A 16,874-nucleotide genomic window follows, 5' to 3' on the forward strand; every position below is an offset into this window, starting at 1 on the left:
CGCAGCGATGCTTCCAGCATGACATACTGCGGAATGACAAATTTTGTTTATTAATTAATCCTGAAGGTCTTCTTCGAGGACAATTGGTTCTGGTTCTACAGGTTCGTTGTGAAGCCATTTTTTCTTTTCAGACATATAATAAATCAATGGAATCACAACCAAAGTCAGTAGCGTAGAAACGATTGCTCCAAAAACCAACGAGATTGCCAATCCCTGAAAAATCGGGTCGAATAAGATCACGACTGCTCCGATTACAACCGCTCCGGTTGTTAATAAGATCGGGGTTGTTCTTACGGCTCCGGCTTCTATGATTGCTCGTTTTATGGGTGCTCCTTCTTTCAAACGAATTTCTATAAAGTCAATCAAAAGGATTGAGTTTCTTACCATAATTCCGGCTAAGGCAATCATTCCGATAAAGGAAGTTGCGGTAAAGAAAGCGCCTAACAACCAGTGTCCGAGTACAATCCCAACCAACGAAAGTGGAATAGGGATCATCATCATAATTGGCGTTTTGAAGTTTTGAAACCAACCCACGATCAACATATAAATAATCAGGATCACCACTAAAAAAGCGACGCCCAAATCCCGGAACACTTCCAACGTAATTTGCCATTCTCCATCCCATTTCACAGTGTAATCTGATTCGTCTTTCGGGGCATTCATGTACAATTCGTTCAAGGAATAACCCGCTGGAAGTTTGATGTTTTTCAGTTTTTCATCCATTCCCAGAATCGCATACGCCGGACTTTCTAATCCACCCGCCATATCTGCCAGAATATAAACAACACGTTTTTGGTCTTTTCTGTAAATTGATTTTTCTAAAGTTTCGCGGCGAACTTTTACAATATCACTTACCGGAACCATGCCTGTCTGACCTTTAATTTTTAAATCAGTAAGGTCGGAAATGCTGGTTTTATCACCGTCATTTAATTTCATTACGATATCAACCGCATCATTAGATTTTGGATCGAATAAGTTTCCGACCGAATGTTCGCCAATCAAATAAGTAAGATTTCCCACGATTTGTTGAGGTGCAACACCGTTCAGCATTGCCTTTTCTTTATCTGCTACTATTTTAAATTCATTTTGCGGAGATTCTACCATCCAATCTACATCGACCACATCGTCTGTATTGATCAGGATTTTCTGAACTTCATCTGCAATTCGAACTTGCTCTTCATAATTTGGGCCGTAAACTTCAGCAACGATCGTTGATAAAACCGGTGGTCCAGGCGGAACTTCTACGATCTTTACATTCGCTCCATATTTTTTCGCGATCTTGTGAATTTCAGGACGAATTATTTTAGCCACGTCATGACTTTGATTATCCCGATCTTCTTTATGCAAAAGATTCACCTGAATATCCGCCGTATTGCTGCTTCCACGCATATCGTAATGACGAACCAAACCATTAAAAGTAATCGGCGAAGCGGAACCAATATATGATTGATAATTCACCACTTCCGGAACGGTTTTCAGATACTGTGCAATGTCTTGAGTGACCGCCGCAGTTCTTTCGAGCGTCGTTCCATCAGGCATATCGATGACGACTTGAACTTCATTTTTATTATCAAAAGGAAGCATTTTCACCGCCACCCATTTTGCAGCGAAAGCAAACATGGAGATCATTAGCAAAACTCCCGTAATACCCAGCATGGTCCATCTTTTTTTACCACTATCTAATAAAGGTTGTTCTACTTTTTTATAAATTTTATAGATGAAACCGGATTCTAAACCTTGCTCTTCTTTATGTTCCTCGCTTTCTTTTACTTTTAATAAATGGAAACCTAAATACGGCGTAATTGTTAAAGCAATAAAAAGAGAAAGCAACATTGCTATCGAAGCACCAATAGGCATCGGAGACATGTAAGGTCCCATCATTCCGGATACAAATGCCATGGGTAAAATCGCTGCAATTACCGTGAATGTTGCTAAAATCGTCGGGTTTCCAACTTCATTAATAGCAAAAATAGCGGCTTGTTTGAATGGCAACTTCTTCATGTGGAAATGCCGGTGCATATTCTCTGCAATAATGATACTGTCATCGACCACGATTCCCACTACAAAAACCAGGGCGAAAAGGGTAATTCTGTTCAGCGTATAGCCCAACATATAATAGGCGAAAAGCGTTAAGGCAAAGGTTAAGGGAACCGAGAAGAACACGACTAATCCGCCTCTCCATCCCATTGCCAACATCACCAAAAGAGTAACTGCAACAATCGCAATTCCTAAGTGCGACATTAATTCAGATACTTTATGAGAAGCCGTTTCACCGTAATTTCGGGTCACTTCTACATGCACGTCATTTGGAATTAAAGTTTTCTTTAAAGATTCAACCTGATCTAAAATTTCCTCTGAAATATGCATCGCATCGGCACCTTTAACTTTCGAAATAGAAAGCGTTACGGCAGGATATTCAGATAAAAAACTCTTGCCTTTTTCTGTGGCATTTCCGTAACCGAAGTTCACATAGTTCTTTGTAGAGGAAGGACCGTCTTCAATTTTGGCTACTTGTTTTAAATAAACCGGCATATTTTGAGAAGTTCCGATCACCAGGTTTCCAACATCTTCGGCTGAGTTTAAAAATTCACCAGTCGTTACCAAATATTCCTCATCATTGCTTGTAAAACTTCCAGATTGGGAACTTCCGTTATTGGCCTGAATCATCTGCATAATTCCCAACGCATCCACATTGGATTCCGCCATTTTATCTTTGTCCACGATCACTTGCAACTGTCGACTTCTTCCGCCAATCACGTTGGTTAGGGAAACGTCTTTAATTTTTTTGACTTCAGAAGCAAGTTCTTCGGTCATTTGTCTTAACTGAAAATCGCTGTATTTTTCGCTCCAAAGTGTCAATCCCAACATTGGGACATCATCGATGGAACGGGTTTTAATTAAGGGTTCGTAAACTCCTTTTGGAAAGATGTTTTTGTTTTTCATCATCTCATCGTAGAGTTTCACGTACGAACGCTCGGTATCTTCGCCCACGTAAAACTGAACGATGATCATCGCTTTTCCGTTCATTGCCATACTGTGAACATGCTCTACACCTTTGATGTTAGAAATGATTTTTTCTAAAGGTTTCACCACACGATTTTCTACTTCCGTGGGATTTGCGCCGGGATAACCAACCATTACGTCGGCCATTGGTACAATGATCTGTGGCTCTTCTTCTCTCGGTATTAAAGTCGAACTGTACATCCCAATCGCCATTAAAGCGACCATCAAGAGGATCGATAGTTTTGAATTGATAAAGACTTCGGCAATGCGTCCTGATATTCCTTGTTGCATAATATTCGTTTTTTACTCCTCTCCTTTGGGGAGGTTAGGAGGGGATTATTGTTTTACTTTTGCTCCATTATAGAGTTTTCCTTGAGCCGAAACGATATACGGTTCTTTGGCATTCAGTCCAGATAAAATCTCCACTTGGTCGCCAATATCTTTCCCTGTTTTTACCCAACGAAGAATGGCTGTATTGTGTGAACTTACGGTATAAACTCCGGTTAACTGACCTTTTTCTACCAACGCCGATTTCGGAATTATGACACCTTCCTGGAAATCCTGATTTACTTTTCCCGTATTTTTAAAAGGAAACTGAACATTGACAAACATTCCAGATAACAAATTGGCACTGTTGGAAACATTTACTTTCACCATATATTGACCACCCGTGTTTGCGGAGGATCTGCTGATTTCTGCAATCGTTCCAGCCACTTCTTGGTTCGTAGATTTCAAAGTGATTTTTACCGCCATTCCTTGTTTAATTAAAGTAATGTTCTGCTCAGAAACCAAAACCTGCGCTTGCAAAGCCGACGGAGATTCGATGGTCAACAAAGGCATTCCCGGACTTGCCATATCGCCTTGTTCAGCGTATTTCTCGGTTATCACTCCGGAAATTGGCGCGGTAATATTTGTATATCGATATTGGGAATTCACTTCGCTTTTCATCGCTTGAGCGGCTTGCAACCCTGCTTGAGCCATTTCGTAACGCGCTCTCATATCATCGAGTTCTTTTTGAGACGCACTTTGATTTTTATATAAATTGGAGAAACGGTCGTAATCTTTTTTCGCACTATTATAACTTGCCTGTGCTTGAGAAATTTGCGCATTGGCTTGTCCACCTTTTGCCTGAATATCAGTGGAATTGATACTCACTAATAATTGTCCGGCACGAACATTTTGTCCAACTTCGGCTTTCATTCCGGTGATGTAGCCCATCATTCTGGTGCTGACATTTACTGAATTTTTCGCCACTAATTTTCCACTTGCAGAAGCGTACGCTCCTTCAGAATTATTGGCGGATTGATTCACCGTTACTTGAATTGGCGTCTGCTGGAGTGTTGCCTCTTTTTGGTCTGCCGAGCAACTCATGGTTAATCCTAAAAGCAGGACGGAGTAAACTAATATTTTCATGTTGATTTTTTTTTAAAGATGATAGATAATAGACTGATAGATGGTTAGAATTTGGTCTATGATCTATTCGTCTCTCATCTATTTTCATTTTATAATTTGAACTAAAGTAATTTCATTATTTTCTTGCGAACATTGCTAAGTGAAACGCCTTTGCGTCCTTAAAAGGTTGTAGAGAACAGTATTTTTGTTAAGAAAACTTTGCGTCTTTGCGTTAAGAAAGCATTTAATTTTTTAAAAATTTAAAGTATTCCAGCGCCGAATTATATTCGAAGATCGCTTGCTGATGTTCCAGTTCTTTTTGCGACATTTGAGTTTCTGCGGAAAGCAAATCAGAAGATTTTTCTAAACCTTGATCATATCTGTTTTTACGGATTCGGTAGGCTTCTGCACTTTGATCCCAGGATAATTTGGTCAAAGAAACTTTGTTGTCCGCATCTAAAACCTGTCGGTAAGACTTATTCAATTCTAACTGATTTTGTTTTTGATATTGCTGAATTTCAGTCTGTGCTTTAGAGAGATCTGCTTTGTAAAGTTCCTTTTCACTTTTGGCTTTATACCCATCGAATACATTCCAGGATAATTGAAGTCCCAGTAAATAACCGTTACCATTGAATTTGTAGACTTTATTATCATTGAATTCAAAACTTCCAAAGGCATTTAATTTTGGCAAAAATTTCGCATCGGCAGATTTCATCATATAATCGTAAGCTTCCAAAGCTTTCTCGTACGCTTGCAGATCTTTTCTGTTTTCATTGAGTTTTGGATTTTGCTCCAGGATATTTTCCTGATAAGAAAATTCATCCATTGGTTTAAATACTTTATTTTCCGAATCTTCATTCAATAAAAAATAGACGTAATCTGAAGCATTTCTCACATTCGATTTCGCATATTGAATTTGACTTTCAATTTCCGAAACTCTTACCGCCATATACAAAACTTCAGATTTCTGGATCATGCCATTTTTGAAATAATTGTCGATCACTTTTTTGTTGGCAAGTGTTGTGTTTTTTGCTTCTTCCAAAACTTTCACCACTTTATACGCCATTTGCAATTGCAGATAGGCTTTATTTAAATCATACTTAAGATATTCTTTGGTTCGTTCTGCTTTTATTTTCAAAACATCCACTTTCACTTCGCCTGCTTTCTTTTGGTAAACTGCATCTTTATTAAAGATCGGTTGCTGGACTTCTAATTTTGTCGCGAAATTGAAAATGTTATCGGGATTATTGAGTTGCGCTGGATCGAAGTCCATCATCGTAATTCTTGATTGGTTGAGTTTTGACCCAAAAGCCATCAAGGGACTATTCGTCGCAGTTCCAGTATAGGAAGCAGTTACGTTGGGCAAATACATTGCTCGGGTTTGTAGCAAACCGGCTTGCGCAGAATTCACTTCATCATTCGCTAATCGTACGGAAAGATTTTGACCTTCAATTTTTGTTTCTAAATCTCTTTTAGAAATTTGAATGGTATCCTGCGCGAAAAATTGTGTCGATATCAATAGTAGAAATAATACTTTCTTCATGTGTTATTAATTTGATGACAAAAGTATTGCAGTAAAAAATCCTGCACAGTGACAAAGGTTACACAGAATGATGCAGTGAAAATAACGGGAAAAACTAAAATCGTAATCTGGTTTTTAATAATTATATCTCACAAAGAATAATAATAAATTTTAATGGAAGTAAAAGCACTATTTTTACATTCAATAACAAAAAAAAAATGATGACAACTCTTGTTCTTGTAGCACAAATTATCGTAGCAGCCTCCGTTTTCTACGTTTGGATTTTCAGATATGACGTAATCATAAAAGAATTTAAACAATTCATTCTTAGTGATTTAACCAGAACTTTTGTAGGAGCAGCAAAGATTTCCGTCGCAACTTTATTAGTCGCCGGAATTTGGTTTCCTGCCTTAGTTGCGATTCCCGCAATTGTGATGGGATTATTTATGGTAGCCGCGCAATTTTTTCATTTCAAAATTAAAAATCCTTTCATTAAACATTTGCCTTCACTCGTATTACTGATTCTGTGCATCTTCATCGCATTAACTGCTATGGATATTATTTAAATATGAATTATTTATTGATTGCCTGTGTATTACTTTCAAGCCTGTCTTTTGCGGGATATGCTGTTTCCTATTTTGTTTCGCCGAATATGAAAAAAGAATTTGAGCGATTTGACTTATAGGGTTTCGGTATTTATGTAATTATCTTGGAGATCCTGGGAGCTGTAGGCTTACTCGTAGGTTTATTTTATCGACCTCTTTTATTATTGTCATCTGCAGGACTTGCCTTCTTGATGTTTTTTGGAGTAATTACAAGAATTAAAACAAAGGATAGTTTATTAATTTCTACGCCAGCCTTATTTTTTATGTTTTTAAATGCCTTTATATTTTATTTAGCAATCACTAAAACTGCTTGAAAACTATCATTTCAAAATAAAGAAACCTCGGCAAAGTCGAGGTTTTTTGAATTTAGAACAGTGTAGCTTTTCTAAAATGTAGCGCAGATGGTATTTATAATAATTTTCGATTTTATAAGGTTGGGAATTAATCAGCTTTTTTTTCTGCAAAATAAACATCTAAAAGCGTATCTATTCTGAAAATTTCGGCATCGTGTCCGATATCAAAGGCTTTGCTATTTATCTCAACATTTCAAAGTGTAGAGAAGATACTGAAAGAATATTAAAAATCATTATTTGCATTTCTCAGGAAGTGATATCTTTAACATCAATTTAAATCTTCCAAAGTTTGAACACTTTCTAGAACTGTGGAAACTTTTGAAATAGTAATTTTTAAAATGACAAAAAATATCATGAATAAACACCTTAGATCAAGTCTCTTTTTAGGAATTCTGACGATTCCTTTTCTTTCTGCAAATGCTCAGACGAAGGTGAAAACCACTCCTGTTTTTGAGAATGGTCAAGCCCAGATCGTTCCTGAATTTACAGATGCAGCAAAATGGATAAGAACTGATCTTTGGGTCGAAACCAATTTTGATACCGACGGTGATGGGAAAAAAGACCGCATGTATGTTGATGTGACCAGACCTTTTCAAACCGAAACAGAAGGACTAAAGCTTCCCGTAATTTATGAATCAAGTCCTTATTATTCAGGCGTCGCACCTGATGTAGAAGGTGGTTTTTGGGATGTTAATCACGAATTGGGTGAAGCAGGAAAAGCGCGCGTTCACGCAGAAGTTACCCGAACCGGTAAACGTCCAATTATTTCAAATTCCCAGACTGCAACTTGGGTTCCGCGAGGTTTTATCGTTGTTCATTCCTGTTCTCCGGGTACCGGTTTATCGCAGGGTTCACCAACCGTTGGAGGAGAGAACGAATCTTTAGCTCCAAAAGCGGTCATCGATTGGCTGAACGGTCGGGCAAACGGATATACGTCAGCAGACGGAAATGAAAATGTGAAAGCCTATTGGACCACCGGTAAAGTAGGGATGACCGGAACTTCCTACAACGGCACCATTCCACTTGCTGCAGCAACGACCGGCGTAAAAGGTTTAGAAGTAATTATTCCTATTGCACCAAATACCTCTTATTATCATTATTACCGTTCCAACGGTTTGGTTCGTTCACCAGGCGGATATTTAGGAGAGGACGTCGATGTTTTGTATGATTTTATTCACAGCGGAGATGAATCCAAACGCGCTTACAGCAATGCAACAATTCGGGACGCCGAAATGAAAAACGGGCAAGATAGAATTACGGGCGATTATAACGATTTTTGGGCAGGACGTGATTACCTTAATCATATGAAACCGATGAAAGCTGCGATGTTAATGGCTCATGGTTTTAACGATTGGAATGTAATGCCGGAGCACAGTTACCGCATTTATAAGAAAGCCAAAGAAATGGGTTTAGAAACTGCAATATACTACCATCAAAATGGTCACGGCGGACAACCTCCGCTTGAGATGATGAATAAATGGTTCACCCATTATTTATTTGGAATTGATAATGGAATTCAAAAAGAAGAGAATAAAGCCTTTATCGTTCGGGAAAATGATGATCTAAGCAATCCAACGACTTATAAAGATTATCCGAATCCAGAAGCGAAACCAGTGTCCTTTTATTTAACGAAAGGGGCACCAAAAGTTGGAGGCTTATCGACTATTGCATCATCCAGTCAAGGGAAAGAAAAGCTAGTGGATAATTATTCATTTGCGGGTGAAAGTTTAGCCAGAGCCGAAAACACCGATCACCGTTTATTGTATGTGAGTCCAAAACTTACAAAAGATGTTCATCTATCGGGAGTTCCTAAAATCACCATTAAATTAGCCAGCAGCAAACCTGCGGCAAACTTATCGGTTTGGTTGGTTTCACTGCCTTGGAATGAAGGAAGAGCGACAAAAATCACCGATAACATTATAACTCGTGGTTGGGCCGATCCACAAAACCATGCTTCTTCAAGAAAAGGGGAAGCCATGATTCCAGGGAAATTCTACCAAGTTTCTTTCGATTTGCAGCCCGATGATCAAATCATTAAAAAAGGTCAACAGATTGGATTAATGATTTTTTCAAGTGATAAAGAATTTACTTTGCATCCAGAACCGGGTACAGAATTAACAGTTGATTTTGAAGGAACTCAACTTACATTACCAATTGTGGGTGGTGAAAAAGTATTTTCGGATGCCATCAGTAATAACTAAATTTGATAAAGCGCTTAATACAATAAAACCTCGAAGAATCGAGGTTTTATTGTATAGAATATAGTGATGTGTTTAGATTTTGCCGTTTAAACTTCCCCAACCGCCACCATTGTGAACGTCGGTATAGCCGTTTTTTAAAAGCATCGTTTTCGCAGAACCACTTCTCATTCCAGAAGCGCAACAGGTGATTATGGTTTTATTTTTATCTTTCAATTTGGATAAGTTATTCGCAAGTTGATCCACCGGAATATTGATGGAACCCTTAATATGCCCACCCGCGAATTCACCTTTGCTCCGAACGTCCACGATAACTGCGCCGTTTTTTACAAGGTCTGCGTAATCTGTTTTTTTGAATCCGAAAAGGTTATTAATAGTATCTAACATAATTTTGCGTATTTGATTGATTTAATACTGCAAATTTAGGTCAGTGGAAATTCTGCGACAGTAACTTATATCACAGAACTCATTTTTGTGAGAAAATTTAGATCGCAATTTCTTTAACCACAAATCTGTCTGTCGAAAAGAAGTAGAAATTTAAACATAATGTAAATAATTAGTTATAAAAATGTATTCAAAAGCGAAATGCTTTTACACTTAGCTTTTTTAAACTTTTTATTTACTTTAAAAGCGATTTGTTCTTCTATGTTTAAAATTTTTAAGGTAAAACTCACAGAAGCTCAATTTTATTTCGGGAAAGAATTACCAAATGCTCTTTTTCCATTTGTTTTAAAACGCGACTTGTTGCCTCGCGTGTTATTCCCAGTTCATCAGCCAGTTGTTGATGCGTCACAGAAATTTCTTTAGAATGGTAAAGTTGCGTTTTTTGCTTGATCAAATGGAGTAGGCGTGTATCAATTTTTTGAAAAGCCACAGAATTCACAACATCCAAAAGTTCTTCAAATCGTTTTTGATAGAGGTCAAAAATAAATTCCGTCCAGTCTGGATATTTTTTTACCCATTCTTTAGCTTTATCAGCAGGAATCAACATAATATCTGCATCTTCTTCGACGATAGCTTTGATTTTAGAAGTTTCATTTTTCATCCCTGAAAGAATCGAAACGATACAGCTTTCGCCAGGAGTTAAATAATAGAGTAGGATCTCACGACCATCTTCTTCTGTTCTGATCACTTTGATACTCCCGGAAAGCACAACCGGAATATTTTTAATGTAAGAATCCATATTCACAATGGTTTCACCCGCAGCGAAATGTTTCAGGTTCCCGGAATCTTCAATTTCCTGTACTAAAGCTGATTGGAAAATATCTTTTAGAATCATCAATCAAAGTTAACGAATATTATCAATTGATCTGTAGTACACTTTCTTTAGAACGATTTAATTTTTAATTGGGAGACTACTTGCCTGCTTTATTTAAATTGTTTAAGAGAAATTATGTTTTCGCTATGGAATTCAGTTTTTTAGCAATTTTTAAAGAGTTTTTTAAAAAGAAATTGATTAAAAAGAGTTGATAATTACTTAATTTTTATATTTTTGAAAATCTTAAAAAATTAAAAATGTCAAATCTTTGGAGAACCAAACCCCTGAGTCAACTATTGTCAGAATCTGACGAGACTTCAGATGGATTGAAAAAAACATTGTCTGCCGCTTCTTTGGTAGCATTGGGAATCGGTGCGATTATCGGCGCCGGACTTTTCTCGATCACCGGAATTGCCGCCGCAAATTATGCCGGACCTGGAATTATGATTTCGTTCGTTATTGCCGCCATTGGGTGTGCTTTTGCCGGGCTTTGTTACGCGGAATTCGCTTCTATGATTCCCGTTGCAGGTAGTGCTTATACGTACTCTTATGCGACGATGGGTGAATTTATTGCCTGGATCATCGGGTGGGATCTAGTTCTTGAATACGCCGTTGGCTCGGCCACCGTGGCCTCAAGTTGGTCTGGTTATCTCAGTAAGTTTATGTCCAGTTTTGGAGTTTCCTTACCGCATAGTTTAATGATGACGCCCTTTGACAGTTATATTGTAGATGGCGTGACGCATACCGGAATGATGAATCTTCCGGCGGTTTTTATTGTGACCGTGATGTCCTTGGTTTTAATTAAAGGAACGAGTGAGTCAGCTTTCGTCAATACTTTAATTGTAATTCTTAAAGTCTCTATCGTTATTATATTTATCGTTGTAGGTTGGAAATATGTAAAAGCAGAAAATCTTACGCCGCTTATTCCAGCAAACACCGGTAAGTTTGGAGAATACGGTTGGTCCGGAATTATAAGGGCCGCCGCCGTCGTCTTCTTTGCCTATATCGGGTTCGATGCAGTTTCAACAGCTGCACAGGAAACCAAAGATCCGAAAAAAGCAATGCCGATAGGAATTATGGGATCGCTGATCATCTGTACCGTTCTTTATATCATTTTCGCGTACGTAATGGTAGGTGTCGTTAATTATAAAGCGTTTACAGCCGGTGGAGGTGGCGATCACTTGGCACCAGTTGCAATCGCGATTGAAGCAATGGGTGACGTTGTTAATGGAACGGTAGTTCCAGCCTATCCTTGGTTGAATACCACCATTATTTTGGCAATTCTTTTAGGATATGCTTCTGTAATTTTAGTAATGTTGATGGGACAAAGTCGTGTTTTCTACTCCATGAGTAAAGATGGTTTGTTGCCGAAAGTATTCAGCGAAGTACATTCAAAATTTAGAACTCCTTATAAATCGAATCTTTTCTTTTTGGTTTTCGTTAGTTTATTTGCGGCCTTTGTACCGGGAAGAGTCGTAGGAGAAATGACCAGTATCGGAACTTTATTCGCCTTTATTTTAGTTTGTGCTGGAGTCTTGGTGATGAGAAAAACACAGCCAGATGCGCCACGTGCATTTAGAACACCGCTTGTTCCATTAATTCCGGTCTTAGGAATTCTGGTATGTTTGGGAATGATGGTTTTCTTACCGTTTGATACCTGGATCCGTTTAGTTTGTTGGATGATGATCGGTTTGGATGTTTACCTGTACAGAGGAATTAAAAATTCATTCTTAGGGAAAGCAAACAATACGACTAATGATCCTAAAAACTATTCTGTAACTGCTATTTCTGGTGTTTTCTTAACCGTGCTTCTAGCCGTGTTGGCATACTTACACCATCAGAATGCTGAGGTTGATGACAGTGGATTGATCATGTTCTCTGTAGTAATGATTATTATTCACACCATTTTATATGGTTATTACTTCATCAAATACAGAAAGTAATTTTTAATAAAACAATATATTTCCCGTCAGATTTGGCGGGAATTTTTTTTACTTCTATTTTTAAATTCTTTACTTTTGATTAAATTAAATCTCAATGAAAAAAACTTTCGGTTTCCTTCTTTTCATGTTCTGTTTAAATCTTTATTTTTCTCAAAAAGTACAGTATCAAACATTATTAAAAGATGATATTTCCATTCGCGCCTTGCAGCTTTACGATGGAAAAGTTTGGTATACAGGCACCGATTCTAAATTTGGGTATGTTAGTTTAAAGGATTCTGCAGATAAAAAGCAGATAAAACTTTCAAAAGGGAAATTAGAGTTTCGAACTTTGGCGCAAGACCGTAAATATTTTTATACCATTAATATTTTAAGTCCAGCTTACTTGTTTAAAATTAATAAAAGGACACTCAAATTTTCAATTCAAAAAACATATACTACAAAAACCGCTTTTTTCGATACTTTTATTTTCGATAAATTCGATAGAGGAATTGCAATTAGTGATCCCAATGAAGCGGGTAGTGCAAATCCTTTAATTTTTTATTCTGGTAGACCTTCGAAAGATAAGTCTGGTTTCCCAACATATTTTCCCGGTGAAGCCCATTTTGCTGCCAGCAATACCAATATTGCCACAAAAGATGGAAAAGTCTGGATTGCAACTGGCGGAATGAAAGCCAGAATTTTTAAATTTTCCTGGAACAATCCTTTCAAATGGGAAGCCTTCGAAACTCCGTTCATTCAGGGCACAGCCTCAACAGGCATTTATTCGATCGATTTCTATGATAAAAATTTCGGCATTGCCGTCGGTGGCGATTACACCAAACAAGCAGAAAATATCAGCAACATCGCAACCACAAATGATGGCGGAAAAACTTGGCAAATTCAGGCTTCCGGAAAAAACGGCGGCTATAAAACCTGCGTGAAATTCCGTCCGAAATCAAAAGGAAAAGATATCATCGCGGTTGGTGATCAAAAGATTGAATTCTCCGATGATTACGGAAAAACCTGGAAAACCATTTCTGAAGAAAAAGGATTATACGCTTGTGAATGGATTGATGAAAATAGTTTAGTATTCGCTGGTAAGAATCGTATTATTAAAATGAAATTCAATTAAGAGATGAATAAAGAGACCGCTATTAAATATATCAAATCCAATAATCACATCGGAATAAAAGCCGGCACAGAAAGAGAAACTTTTTTAGAAATCTGGATGGTCGTTGTGGACAATCGTATTTTTGCTCGATCTTGGGGTTTCGCGGAACGCAGCTGGTACAATACTTTTCTTCAAAACCCTATTGGTGAAATAAAATGTTGCGATCAAATTTTTAAAATTGTAGCCGAAGTTCCCGTTGATGAAGACGATTTGATGAATAAAATTAATCAAGCTTACTTATCCAAATATAGTTCGACCGCGCATAATAAAAAATATGCTGACAGAATTATTGAACAGGCTCATATTGAAAAAACAATGGAATTTATTGTTTTGTAAACGCGATTTTTCAGATACGTTTTAATTTGCTTTCTAATAATTATGTTTTCTGTCAGTTTTTCAATAACATAATCATTCGACCACTCCTAACTAATTTCGTATTTTTGCAGAATGAAATTTCAAAATGAATTTCAGAAATCTTTGTAAAAAAAAAGTAAGAAATGAATTCTTTAATCGATAAATATAATATTCCCGGGCCGCGTTATACTTCTTATCCAACCGTTCCTTTTTGGGATAATGAGAGTTTTACCAGCGATTTATGGCAGCAGTCAGTCATCAAAACTTTCAATGAAACCAATGATTCCGAAGGGATTTCAATTTATATTCACCTTCCATTTTGTGAGCAACTGTGTACGTTCTGTGCCTGTCACAAAAGGATCACCAAGAAACATTCTGTAGAAACACCTTATTTAGAGTCGGTTTTGAAAGAGTGGGATTTATATGTGAAATTATTCGGCAGAACTCCGAAAATTAAGGAACTCCATTTAGGTGGCGGTACGCCAACTTTCTTCTCTCCCGAAAACTTAAGAATTTTATTGGAAGGCATTTACGCAAAAGCCGAAATCGCCGAAAATCCACAGTTCTCATTTGAAGGACATCCGAACAATACGACCAGAGAGCATTTACAGACTTTGTATGATTTAGGTTTCCGTCGTGCCAGTTTCGGTGTTCAGGATTATGATCCACAAGTTCAGAAAGCGATTAACAGAATTCAGCCTTTTGAGAATGTTAAAAGCGTAACAGATATGGCCAGAGAAATTGGCTACGAAGGCGTTTCTCACGATTTGGTTTTTGGACTTCCTTTTCATACTTGGGAGAAAATGGAATATACCATTCGCAAAACGTTAGAGCTTAAACCGGACCGTTTGGCTTTCTATTCTTACGCTCATGTGCCGTGGATTAAAGGCGTTGGACAAAGAGGTTTCGATGAAAATGATTTGCCAAGTGGTGAGGAAAAAAGAAAGCTTTACACCAACGGAAAAAAATTATTAGAAGAATTAGGATACATTGAAGTGGGAATGGATCACTTCGCTTTGCCACACGATGATCTTTATCAGTCGATGATGTCAGGAGATATTCACCGAAATTTTATGGGTTATTCTTCCAGCAAAACCAAATTGATGGTTGGGTTGGGAATGTCTTCAATTTCCGATTCGTGGTATGTTTTTGCACAAAGTGAAAAAAGTGTTGAAGAATATCAGAAAATTGTAGATCAAGGAATTATTCCTGTAGTGAAAGGTCATATTCTAAATGAAGAGGATTTAATTATCAGACAACATATTTTAAATTTGATGTGTCGCTTAGAAACTTCCTGGGATTTACAAACCAGTTTTCCGGAAATTGAAAACGCCTTACAATCATTAAAGGAAATGGAAGCCGATGGATTGGTTGAAATTTCTGATAACACCATAAAAATCACCGATAAAGGTCGTGCTTTCACAAGAAATGTCGCCATGACTTTCGATTTAAGAATGCTCCGGAATAAACCCGAAACGAGGATTTTCTCGATGACAATATAATAAAGACAGCGACTTGAAAGAGTCGCTTTTTTATTGGTTTAGTTTTGAGATTTTAATCTGATTTAGTTATCTTTAGAAAAATAAAGATTTACAAAATTTTCTTTCTATGAACATTACCAACAGCACTCTTGATGATATTCCAGAAATCTTCAGATTGTATCATCTCGCTACCGATTATCAAAAAGTAGCATTTCCTGGAAACGTGTGGCCGGATTTTGATAAAGACTTTATCCCCACAGAAGTTCTTGAAAACAGACAGTTTAAAATAGTCATTGATAATAAAATTGCCTGTATTTGGGCGATTACTTATAACGATGCAGATATTTGGGAAGAGCGTGAAAATAATGATGCGATCTATATCCATCGTATTGCGACCAATCCAGATTTTAGAGGAAATAATTTCGTTCAAGTCATTGCTGACTGGTCCAAAGATTTTGGTAAAAAGGAAAATAAGAAATTCATCAGGATGGATACCTGCGGCCAAAATGATCGCTTAATTAATCATTATAAGAATTGTGGATTTAATTTTCTTGGAATGAAAAAATTAAAAGATTCGTCCGAACTGCAGTTGCATTATCAAAATGCTGATGTTTGTTTTTTTGAGATCGAACTTTAGCAGATTAAAAGTTTTTATCCAAAAAATTGATCTTAACAAAAATTACAAAACAGATGATTGACTTTATAGGTGACGTTCACGGACACGCAGACAAATTGGAAGAATTGCTTTTAAAGTTGGGTTATTCAAAACCAAACAGTTTTTACGTTCATTCAAATCCGCAGAGAAAAGTTTTGTTTGTTGGTGATTATATTGATAGAGGACCGAAAATAAGAGAGACTTTAGAAATTGTAAAATCAATGGTTGATAACGGAAGTGCAATTGCATTAATGGGCAATCATGAGTACAATGCGCTTTGTTTTCATTTTCAGGAAACTGATGGTGGACATCTTCGAAAACATCTTATTAAAAATATCATTCAGCATTACCAAACTTTAAAGCAGTTTCAAAACAGACAGGACGAATATGAAGAGTATTTAGAGTGGTTTAAAACATTGCCACTCTTTTATGAGACAGAACAATTAAGAGCCGTTCATGCTTGTTGGGATGATAAGACGATCGCTTTTTTAAAAACTAAATTAATTGATCATCGACTTACAGATGAATTAATTTATGAATCTGTACAAAAAGAAACTCAACTTCATGAAGCCATCGAAGAAACTTTAAAAGGTAAAGAAATTAAAATGCCGGCCGGATTAGATTTTAAAGATAAAGATGGCAATGTACGAACGGAGATCAGAATAAAATGGTGGGAAGATCCTGCAGAAATGAGTTACAGAGAACTTAGTGTTGAACCATTGAAAAATCTTCCTGACACCAAAGTAGATTTAACGGTTTTAAAAAACACGGACTTTTACAGCAAAGATAATAAACCAGTGTTCTTCGGACATTACTGGCTCAAAGGAAAACCTTTGTTAAACAGAGAAAATGTTTGCTGCTTGGATTATAGTGTGGCGAAAGAAGGATATTTAGTTGCTTACACTTTTGATGAAGAAACTAAATTAGTGAGTGAAAATTTAAAATATGTTTAAATTCTCT

General features: G+C 37.1%; 14 protein-coding genes. 9 read left to right on the forward strand and 5 right to left on the reverse strand.

Annotation, left to right across the window (positions count from 1 at the left end):
• Positions 1-54: 54 nt before the first annotated feature.
• The 3 genes from ACEYOS_RS10075 to ACEYOS_RS10085 form a co-directional block, all read right to left on the reverse strand.
• Positions 55-3,294 carry an efflux RND transporter permease subunit gene (locus ACEYOS_RS10075; RefSeq protein WP_373797570.1) on the reverse strand — a complete coding sequence of 1,080 codons (3,240 nt, stop codon included), beginning with the start codon at positions 3,292-3,294 and terminating at the stop codon, positions 55-57.
• 45 nt (positions 3,295-3,339) lie between these two features.
• Positions 3,340-4,416 carry an efflux RND transporter periplasmic adaptor subunit gene (locus ACEYOS_RS10080; RefSeq protein ID WP_373710008.1) on the reverse strand — a complete coding sequence of 359 codons (1,077 nt, stop codon included), beginning with the start codon at positions 4,414-4,416 and terminating at the stop codon, positions 3,340-3,342.
• Between the two features lie 223 nt (positions 4,417-4,639).
• Positions 4,640-5,938 carry a TolC family protein gene (locus tag ACEYOS_RS10085; protein WP_373710009.1) on the reverse strand — a complete coding sequence of 433 codons (1,299 nt, stop codon included), beginning with the start codon at positions 5,936-5,938 and terminating at the stop codon, positions 4,640-4,642.
• Between the two features lie 197 nt (positions 5,939-6,135).
• On the opposite strand from ACEYOS_RS10085, the gene ACEYOS_RS10090 reads away from it, so the two are divergent.
• The 3 genes from ACEYOS_RS10090 to ACEYOS_RS10100 all read left to right on the forward strand — a co-directional run bounded on the left by ACEYOS_RS10090 (position 6,136) and on the right by ACEYOS_RS10100 (position 9,076).
• Positions 6,136-6,483 (forward strand): DoxX family protein, encoded by a 348-nt coding sequence (locus tag ACEYOS_RS10090; RefSeq protein WP_373710010.1) that lies wholly within the window; start codon positions 6,136-6,138, stop codon positions 6,481-6,483.
• Between the two features lie 143 nt (positions 6,484-6,626).
• Entirely contained in the window at positions 6,627-6,836 is a 210-nt protein-coding gene (locus tag ACEYOS_RS10095; protein ID WP_373710011.1) for a DoxX family protein, read from the forward strand.
• A 392-nt stretch (positions 6,837-7,228) separates the two neighbouring features.
• Positions 7,229-9,076 carry a Xaa-Pro dipeptidyl-peptidase gene (locus tag ACEYOS_RS10100; RefSeq protein ID WP_373739024.1) on the forward strand — a complete coding sequence of 616 codons (1,848 nt, stop codon included), beginning with the start codon at positions 7,229-7,231 and terminating at the stop codon, positions 9,074-9,076.
• Positions 9,077-9,148: 72 nt separating this feature from the next.
• Here ACEYOS_RS10100 and ACEYOS_RS10105 read toward each other — a convergent pair whose 3' ends face one another.
• Both ACEYOS_RS10105 and ACEYOS_RS10110 read right to left on the reverse strand, forming a co-directional pair.
• Positions 9,149-9,460, reverse strand: coding sequence for a rhodanese-like domain-containing protein (locus ACEYOS_RS10105; protein ID WP_373710013.1), 312 nt, complete (start codon positions 9,458-9,460; stop codon positions 9,149-9,151).
• A 283-nt stretch (positions 9,461-9,743) separates the two neighbouring features.
• The gene (locus tag ACEYOS_RS10110; RefSeq protein ID WP_373710014.1) at positions 9,744-10,352 is read right to left on the reverse strand and encodes a Crp/Fnr family transcriptional regulator; all 609 of its coding nucleotides are present in this window, start codon (positions 10,350-10,352) and stop codon (positions 9,744-9,746) included.
• A gap of 236 nt (positions 10,353-10,588) precedes the next feature.
• Here ACEYOS_RS10110 and ACEYOS_RS10115 point away from each other — a divergent pair, with 236 nt between their 5' ends.
• From ACEYOS_RS10115 to ACEYOS_RS10140, 6 genes are all read left to right on the forward strand, one after another.
• Positions 10,589-12,274, forward strand: a complete 1,686-nt coding sequence (locus ACEYOS_RS10115; protein WP_373710015.1) for an amino acid permease — start codon at positions 10,589-10,591, stop codon at positions 12,272-12,274.
• A gap of 94 nt (positions 12,275-12,368) precedes the next feature.
• On the forward strand, positions 12,369-13,385 hold the full coding sequence (locus ACEYOS_RS10120; protein WP_373710016.1) for a WD40/YVTN/BNR-like repeat-containing protein: 1,017 nt from the start codon (positions 12,369-12,371) through the stop codon (positions 13,383-13,385).
• A 3-nt stretch (positions 13,386-13,388) separates the two neighbouring features.
• Positions 13,389-13,760 carry a DUF2255 family protein gene (locus ACEYOS_RS10125; protein ID WP_373710017.1) on the forward strand — a complete coding sequence of 124 codons (372 nt, stop codon included), beginning with the start codon at positions 13,389-13,391 and terminating at the stop codon, positions 13,758-13,760.
• 161 nt (positions 13,761-13,921) lie between these two features.
• Positions 13,922-15,280 (forward strand): oxygen-independent coproporphyrinogen III oxidase, encoded by a 1,359-nt coding sequence (hemN, locus tag ACEYOS_RS10130; RefSeq protein ID WP_373710018.1) that lies wholly within the window; start codon positions 13,922-13,924, stop codon positions 15,278-15,280.
• Between the two features lie 106 nt (positions 15,281-15,386).
• Positions 15,387-15,896: a GNAT family N-acetyltransferase gene (locus tag ACEYOS_RS10135; RefSeq protein ID WP_373710019.1), complete on the forward strand. Its 510-nt coding sequence runs from the start codon at positions 15,387-15,389 to the stop codon at positions 15,894-15,896.
• Between the two features lie 53 nt (positions 15,897-15,949).
• Entirely contained in the window at positions 15,950-16,867 is a 918-nt protein-coding gene (locus tag ACEYOS_RS10140) for a metallophosphoesterase (protein WP_373710020.1), read from the forward strand.
• Positions 16,868-16,874 lie beyond the last annotated feature (7 nt).

The sequence above is a fragment of the Kaistella sp. genome (genome assembly GCF_041824135.1).
In the GTDB taxonomy this organism is placed as follows: Bacteria; Bacteroidota; Bacteroidia; order Flavobacteriales; family Weeksellaceae; genus Kaistella.

Excerpts from the sequence above, each read along its gene's own strand:
- ACEYOS_RS10105 (WP_373710013.1), bottom strand. The coding sequence starts at position 9,460 with ATGTTAGATACTATTAATAACCTTTTCGGATTCAAAAAAACAGATTAC.
- ACEYOS_RS10080 (WP_373710008.1), bottom strand. The coding sequence starts at position 4,416 with ATGAAAATATTAGTTTACTCCGTCCTGCTTTTAGGATTAACCATGAGT.
- ACEYOS_RS10085 (WP_373710009.1), bottom strand. The coding sequence starts at position 5,938 with ATGAAGAAAGTATTATTTCTACTATTGATATCGACACAATTTTTCGCG.
- ACEYOS_RS10125 (WP_373710017.1), top strand. The coding sequence starts at position 13,389 with ATGAATAAAGAGACCGCTATTAAATATATCAAATCCAATAATCACATC.
- ACEYOS_RS10115 (WP_373710015.1), top strand. The coding sequence starts at position 10,589 with ATGTCAAATCTTTGGAGAACCAAACCCCTGAGTCAACTATTGTCAGAA.
- hemN (WP_373710018.1), top strand. The coding sequence starts at position 13,922 with ATGAATTCTTTAATCGATAAATATAATATTCCCGGGCCGCGTTATACT.
- ACEYOS_RS10100 (WP_373739024.1), top strand. The coding sequence starts at position 7,229 with ATGAATAAACACCTTAGATCAAGTCTCTTTTTAGGAATTCTGACGATT.
- ACEYOS_RS10135 (WP_373710019.1), top strand. The coding sequence starts at position 15,387 with ATGAACATTACCAACAGCACTCTTGATGATATTCCAGAAATCTTCAGA.
- ACEYOS_RS10110 (WP_373710014.1), bottom strand. The coding sequence starts at position 10,352 with ATGATTCTAAAAGATATTTTCCAATCAGCTTTAGTACAGGAAATTGAA.
- ACEYOS_RS10140 (WP_373710020.1), top strand. The coding sequence starts at position 15,950 with ATGATTGACTTTATAGGTGACGTTCACGGACACGCAGACAAATTGGAA.
- ACEYOS_RS10090 (WP_373710010.1), top strand. The coding sequence starts at position 6,136 with ATGATGACAACTCTTGTTCTTGTAGCACAAATTATCGTAGCAGCCTCC.
- ACEYOS_RS10075 (WP_373797570.1), bottom strand. The coding sequence starts at position 3,294 with ATGCAACAAGGAATATCAGGACGCATTGCCGAAGTCTTTATCAATTCA.
- ACEYOS_RS10120 (WP_373710016.1), top strand. The coding sequence starts at position 12,369 with ATGAAAAAAACTTTCGGTTTCCTTCTTTTCATGTTCTGTTTAAATCTT.